The sequence below is a fragment of the Phocaeicola coprophilus DSM 18228 = JCM 13818 genome (assembly GCF_000157915.1).
GTDB classification, from domain to species: domain Bacteria; phylum Bacteroidota; class Bacteroidia; order Bacteroidales; family Bacteroidaceae; genus Phocaeicola; species Phocaeicola coprophilus.
Genome location: NZ_EQ973650.1, coordinates 354,017 through 361,429, shown reverse-complemented (window position 1 = coordinate 361,429; position 7,413 = coordinate 354,017). Strand labels below are relative to the sequence as shown.

General features: G+C 40.2%; 4 protein-coding genes and 1 pseudogene. All 5 read right to left on the bottom strand.

Features of this window, described 5'->3' with window-relative positions:
- Window positions 1-482 (bottom strand): annotated as a pseudogene (locus BACCOPRO_RS15930) (hypothetical protein); the annotation flags it as partial.
- A gap of 2 nt (window positions 483-484) precedes the next feature.
- Entirely contained in the window at window positions 485-1,162 is a 678-nt protein-coding gene (locus BACCOPRO_RS15925; protein WP_008145251.1) for a hypothetical protein, read from the bottom strand.
- Between the two features lie 67 nt (window positions 1,163-1,229).
- Complete coding sequence (locus tag BACCOPRO_RS15920; RefSeq protein ID WP_008145250.1) at window positions 1,230-3,434, bottom strand: DUF4493 domain-containing protein; 2,205 nt, start codon at window positions 3,432-3,434, stop codon at window positions 1,230-1,232.
- Window positions 3,434-4,747, bottom strand: coding sequence for a DUF4493 domain-containing protein (locus BACCOPRO_RS15915; protein WP_008145249.1), 1,314 nt, complete (start codon window positions 4,745-4,747; stop codon window positions 3,434-3,436). The genes BACCOPRO_RS15920 and BACCOPRO_RS15915 overlap by 1 nt, the downstream gene beginning before the upstream one ends.
- 18 nt (window positions 4,748-4,765) lie before the next feature.
- Window positions 4,766-7,240, bottom strand: coding sequence for a DUF4493 domain-containing protein (locus tag BACCOPRO_RS15910; RefSeq protein ID WP_008145248.1), 2,475 nt, complete (start codon window positions 7,238-7,240; stop codon window positions 4,766-4,768).
- Window positions 7,241-7,413 lie beyond the last annotated feature (173 nt).

The following is a 7,413-nucleotide window of genomic DNA, read 5'->3' as shown; positions in this document are numbered from 1 at the left end:
ATCCATACCTCAATATTCAATGCCAGATTATCGATACCGCCTGAAATACGTGAATAACCAAACTTCAGACCCACGACCACATTATCAGCTACTGCATATCCGACAAAAGGATTCACTGACAGCGTGCGAAGATCCAGATCAATATCCTTGAGCAAGGAGAACAACAGACGGCTGTTGTCACTTTCAAAATTAAATACTGAAACCGTGACACCACCAATCCATTTGTGCTTGGGGACAAAACGGTAATTAATGATACCACGGTCATACCGCCCTACTGGCTTCGTACGGATAATGCGCGAAGAGTCAACCGGCATTTGTGCTTCCGGAATCGGAACATAAACCGTATCGTGGACAACGACCAGCTTATAACGGATCGTAGAGTCTCCCCGGACCACAGTCAGGGAATCCGCCTCCTGAGCATGAGTATGCAGACAACTCAGACACGCAAACAAAAAGAAACAACTATATAAAAATTTCATCATGTTTACAAATAAAATGCAATTCCCAAACCTATTGAGAAAATATTAATCTTAAAATTGGCAGAAGTAGACGACTGTTCTCCCGTCTCTACCTGATTGGTGACCTGTCTTTTCTTTCCAAAATTGACTCCCAGTACACCGACACTGACTTCCACAGCCGTATAGTTATTAATGAAAGCCACCAGACCGGGAGCGACTCCAAATCCCAAGTCCGTAGACTTGGAATATGTACCCGTCAGTGCCTCTCCTTCTCCGTTGGCAACCTTTGACTGACTTCCTCCAACTTCCAGCTGTGTCTCACTGAACAGAGCAAACCGTTTACTGTCTCCCAGCGGTATGTAATTCCGGAAAATCGCCATGGCCGAATAAGAATGCTTCAACTGATAAATGTTATTGATGTCAAACTGGTTTTCATCATCCAGATTCAATTGAGTTTCATCCATTCTTACCAGGGTACGTCCGTATTTAAAACGGCCTCCCAATGCCATGTTATCCTTCAATGCATACGCAAACATCGGGCTGACTTTAAAGGAATAGCCATCCGCATTTATTTTCTCTACAATCAGAAAATCGTAGTTGTTTTCCGTGTGTTCCGAATACGAAACAGAACTTCCGACTATCCATTGTCCTTTAGGAACAAAGACTTTAGGCGGAAGTTTCTTTTGCGAACTTTGCGCGTGCACCCCCAAGGCGCAACACGCAAAGCATAATAGATATATTAATTTTCTCACTTACTCACTTACTAGAAGTTTATTCATAAATCAGTTCCATGTCGTCAAGCCACATTACACTAGAAGAACTACCTTCATAATAATCCCCATATTGACTGGCAGATGCTACAATCAAAATAGTTTCCGGTTTTCTATTATAACCACCATACCCCTCATAATCCAATGGAATGGTAATTTCTTTTAAGCTTGTCTCTGTTTCAGTTCCGTAGTTTTCCGTGAAAATATGTTCGCCGTACCCTATTGTACCTTCATCATTAGGATTGAACAATACAGGCCCTTTCGTACGAACAACAATCGGCCATTCTGATCCATATGTACTATCGGAAGACTTCCAATCACCCACAGCTACATAAATAATTCCTTTATCAGTCTCACCTTCGGAGATATGAGAATCTCCTTTATCCACAGTACCAGGAGTATAACGAACCCAAACTTTTAAAGCTTTAGGTCTGCTTGTACAAGGACGTCCCCAGCCCAAAATACCTTTTGTCAAGTCTTCAGTTCCCAAGAACTTTCCTGTAAACAAGTTTCCGGCAGCGAAAGTATTCATTATTATAGCAGAAGCTAATTTTGCCGAATAATTACCAGAGTTCTTAATCTTTGAATCTTGGGTAGTAAGATTTTTACCTGCAGTAGCAGATCCGGTATTACCCGTATCCCACCACATTTCCTTTCCTGCTTGATAGAAAAAAAGACAATCTTTATCACCTAACATGGTAGAAACTTTATATGTCTGTGTATATTCAAAGCTTGCATTATCCGGCTGGAAAGCTGTTTCTGTAGTAAATTCACAGGTAACAGTTGATGCCTGCGTTCCATCCATTGCCTGATACTCATAAGTTGTACCCGGAGTTAATCCTGTAATCTCCTTGCTAAAAGTTGATTCTGTCAAGTCTGCATCTACGGTAGTCCATGAAGAACCAGACCCCTTCACACGATACTGGAATTTCGGTGTAGAAGCCAACGTACCGGTTACCTTTCCATGAAGAGTAGCTTTGGATGTCCAAATTTCATAAGGAATTGCTTCAGTGGTTGCAACAGTAGCATTCGAAACAACAATGTTCCATGTAACCATCCGCTGCTTGCCATTCTTATCTGTTGCTGTCAAAGTAGTCGTTACCTGTCCTTCCTGTGCCGTCATCTTGGCTATCAGTTCTTCAGAGAACTGGATTTTCCAGGTTCCGCCTGTTTCCATAATCGCATTTGGAGCATGTAAAGAAATTCCGCTAGCTTCTACACTGGCATCCTTTCCTCCCAGATTCATCAGATCCATACTATTAGCCGGAACTCCAAACTCTGTAAATCTATCATTTTGCAGCAAAGCTCCCTTCAAAGGAGACGAGGTAGATACAATCAAATAATAAGTTCCCTTTGTATTTGTAGCCAGATACATCGGTTGTTCCAAATCATATTCAATATTATCTGCATCCTTACAAACGATAACCGGGCGCTGTTTTATCCCAATAGTAGTAGTTTCTTCTGATAATGGGGTTTCATCAACACTCAAAGTCAACCATGCACCACCTGTAGTCTCTTGTCCTGTGGCTGTATATTTACAAGTCATATTATATAAGGTAGCAGGCTGTGCATCTGTCAACTCTGTAGTCTGTTCATACGTGCCACCCGTCAGTTTAGTTGCCGTAAACTTACATGTCAACTTTCGGTTATCGGCAGGCAGGCTGAAATAACCTTTTGCATCGGCATTGGCAGATGAATAAACCAGTTCACCGGTAGCAGAAGTAACAGTAACCTGACAATCTCCTTCGAAAGCCTCTTTCAAAGATTCATCCCATGTAAAAGCCAATACAGTATTGGCAATACCACATTTCACTTCAACCGGACTCTGCTGGCCTTTGGTTATTGTAAACTCTTCATTTCCTTCAAAGAAGCGTTGATCGAATGAGGCAGCCACAGAATCACCAGCAGTAACACGAACTGAATAAGTTCCGCTCATCAAAGGAATACTGGAAGGTACATTATCTGTTCCTTCATATTTTCGTACCAAGCTGGTTTCATTATAAATACGGACTTTGCAAGCCTGTTCCAGTTGAGTCTGCTCTTCACTGCTCAACGTACGGGATGCAACAGTTATCTTGTCGGACATACCAACAGATAACTGTAACGTACCTTGTTCCCCGGCAATATCTCTGTCCTCTTTACATGCTCCAAGACAAAATGAAACACATGTAAGGGCCGTTACTATATAGAAATTGGCTATTTTCATTATTCTTCAACTTTTAATTTTAATGTTTTAGTCTCTTCCAAACCTTTAGAATCCACTACTCTAATTTTAAAATCATGATTACCTTTAAAGGTTGGTAAAAGTATAGTAAAGTTTGAAATATCGAAAAGTACTTCTGTCTGACCAATAACTTTATCTCCTACAGGAAAACCTAAACCACTTAGAGCGTCTGAGTTTTCTCCAGGATATGCCAAATCAAAACTTTTAGGTAATCCTACTTCTGATACATCCAAAGTTTCAGAAATAATTTCAACAAACAAATTAGCAATTCCATTAGGTGCCCCAATAGTGACTTGCAATTCAGCATCCCCAGATATTGTTAACCTGTCATTATCTATATCAAAAGGTACTTTGTTAAAACTTGTCCCTTCAATAGTCGGCATATTCTGCTCAGAGCCACTTTCATCTCCGCCATCACCATCTCCGTCACCAGGTTCTTCTCCTCCGTCTGTCGGGAAATCATCTATGCCCGGTTCTTCTCCCGGATTAACTCCTACTGTTTCATCAGAAGAGGTCATGGAAGAGTCTATATTAATAGCAATATTTAAATTTCCCCCGCCATTACTATTTGTGCCATCATCCACAGAATTAAGTACGTACTTAATGATATTATACTGTCCTGCTTGTACATTATCCACACGCTTTACTTCCGTCACAGATTCTCCATCAATTGTTCCTTTCAATGTAATATCCATTGAACCTGCAGAAGCCGGAGCAATCAAATAAGCCTTACGGGTCTCAGAAGAAGGAATATCCAATGAATATTCTTTAATCATATCCTGAGTTTTTTCTTTAATTGTCACCGTTGTTACCACATCTTCTCCCATTAGTTTACGGAGTTCCTCATCATACTCAACTGAGATCATCACATTGGCCAGTCTGCAAGTCAATGCAGAAACTTCTGTCAATTCATTTTCCTTAATTGTAAACTGCTCAGTTGAACCTGTATAGAAAGGAACATCAAAACCATTGGTAGCTGCCTCTGCAGAAGAAGCCACAACAGTATAGGTACCAACCGGTAAAGAAATAATTTCCGGCATCTCGCTGTAAGTGTATTGTTCCACCTGCTCTCCCTGACTGTTCTTGATGGTCAGCAGAAAGTTACTTACATCAACTCCAGCACGAGATTGAGGATATACTGTATCAACTTTCAAATCCACCTCCATCTTCATGGAAGCCAGACTCAACTGCCCTGTCACACCTGTTGTTCCTGTTTCCATTTTCTCACTATGGCACGCACTAAATGTAAAGAGTACGACCATCAGCGTAAAACAGATTAAAAATATATTCTTCATATTTATAGGCTTTATTTTTTATTCGTAATTTAAAACAATATTGTCAACAAAGAATTCACTACCTACATATTCTCCGTTAGAAAGGTTTCCAAAACTAGGCACAGTATTAAAAGAACTATTATCTGATTTATCTCCAGATTTAAAGACAATATACATATTTGTTGCTTTTAACTTCTTTCCTTCTTCCGTATATACAATATCAACGCTAGTAGACGACCATTCCTGTACAGAATCACCTTTTCGAAGCAATCCACGACCGATTTCAGTCGCAACATCTCCTTGTTTATTCAATATTACTATTTCAGCATAATATTGATCACCACCTTTTCCTGGAGTATACTTATAATCAAACGATAAAGATTTAGGTCTTGATGTAAATTCAATTCCATCATATACAGCCTTCTTTGCTTCTGAATCATAATAACCAAGATACAATTCACCAACAGTACCATATTTCGCATTGGCAGAACCAACTGCACTATTACCTTTTCCCCATCCTACAGCTCTTATCTGTGCAGCATAACCTCCATTTTTACCTTCAGCACGTATTGTACCAGAATTTGCATTATAACGATATTTATCCCTATTTATTCCTCCAGAGGTTCCACCTTCAGAGGTCGTTAATTGATTCATTGTATTCCATACGGCTTGTTCTCCATCTTTACAAGCATACCACACTTCCCAATATTCAACACCACTTGGTCGAGTATAATACCAGTCTTCCATTCCTGCATTAGGAACAGATAACTCCGATTCAGTTGTAATATCAACAAAGGCAGAAGTCTTTGTTTGATCATCTTTACCAATAACCCGGAATGTATAACTTTGACCAGAAGAAAGTCCTGTTACTACATAGCCTGTTGTACTATAAGTAAAACTTACATTCTTCCAGGCTTTATTATCCATATATTGTATAATAACATTATCTGCAGAAGCAACCCAACCATCATCGGTATTAGAACTTACCTGAAAATTCACATGCTTTGCCCACACATCTGCATCACCGTTCTTCAAAGACAAAGTAAGTTCAGGATCTTCTACTTTAAAAGCCTTTTCAATAGTCTTTGAGCCATATTGTGCTTTAAATTTCACATCGCTTTCTGTATCAATCAAAGGATCCGGATAAGTTAAGGTAACAGTATGTGTAGTACCTTCACTGGAGATTGAGACATTTTCTGATGTAAACAGCTGAAAAGCACCTAAATTATAATAATAGAACTTCACTTTCGAAGCATCGCCTTCCAAATTCATTGTAAAGCTCATCGTATTACTTCCATAAGGTACAGATTCAGGCAATGTTACTGCGAAACCATTGTTACGGCTCGTTACGTTCAACACCAAAGGAGTTTCTGTTGTCTTTCCATATACATCGGTAGCAGTCAGTGTAAAGGAGTGTTCTTCGTTTCCGTCTCCGGTACAATATAAATAAGGTACTACATTCTGAAACTCAACCGTAGCAATCTTATCGTGAGTACTTCCCAAACCTTTCATTACGAGACCAAGTTCAGTCAGCTTCTGCTGATCTTCGGCACTTAACGCCATGAGATCAACCTTTTCCGGCCATCCTTGTGCTTTCAATGCTGCGGATGAGGTAACCAATTCACAACCGGCCAAACCAGAAGGCGCATTCAGATAAGCCTGCAAAGTACCTTCTACGCTTCCACCTTCCATTACTTCCATAGCCTCACCAGAGGTAAATCCATGAGCAACTATAGTGGGAGCCGGTGCATTCAGTGCAGCATCCGAAATATTAAATTCAACATTTTGTGTACTCTCCGGATCATCATTGAAGATAATATTCAAAGTGGAAGTTCCGGCATCCACATCCATGGTAAGACGATATTCATGCTTTACTTCCGCTGCCAGCGTCTTAACCTTCAAAGCCACTGAACCGGAAACGCCCGGACGAGTAACATTCAGATAAACATCCAGATTCCCGGGAGTAAAATAGGCTGCACGGGTTTCGTCAGCTGTATAATCAATTTTATTTCCACGAGAAGAAGAAACATAAGCACTGTAAGAAGTGAAATAACTCTTGAATGCATCTGTATAAGAGATACTGACTCTGGCTTTATTGATTGTACAGTCAATAGTCACATCAGTAGTTTCGCCTTCAGCAACATTGGCAGTCGTACTTCCGACATAGCTCAATCCGTCAAAGCCCTCAGTTGTTGCATCTCCATAAGAAGCAGAAACTGTATAAGTTCCTACCGGAACGACTGTAGCCTCTGCATCGTAATCACTGAATTTATCCCATTTACTAACCAATTCTCCATTCTCCTTGGCTATGGATAAACTGAAGTCTCCGACATCTGGAATTCCATCACCCTCTGCACGTGAAGCGGCAGAAACCACTTCATTATCAGCTGCCACCCTGACAGCAAGATAACCGCCGCCTGAGGGAGTACGTTCGTCACTTCGGCATGCAGACAATCCCAATGCAACCAAAGCCAGCAACATTAAATAATTTTTGTTCATTCTTATTGTTTTCATTTATATCTCTCTAATTAATTGGTCTCAACTACCACTGTAAAATACCAATTCCACAGCATCTGAATCTGGCTGCAAAGTAACGGCTTTTTACACACCCTCACAAGGTCAATTTATTTTATTTTTGGTCTATTCTTTATCTTTACCTTTTCAAGAAAGACATAACACACCGATTT

Coding starts and splice junctions, on each gene's coding strand:
- BACCOPRO_RS15910 (WP_008145248.1), bottom strand. CDS start 7,240: ATGAAAACAATAAGAATGAACAAAAATTATTTAATGTTGCTGGCTTTG.
- BACCOPRO_RS15920 (WP_008145250.1), bottom strand. CDS start 3,434: ATGAAAATAGCCAATTTCTATATAGTAACGGCCCTTACATGTGTTTCA.
- BACCOPRO_RS15915 (WP_008145249.1), bottom strand. CDS start 4,747: ATGAAGAATATATTTTTAATCTGTTTTACGCTGATGGTCGTACTCTTT.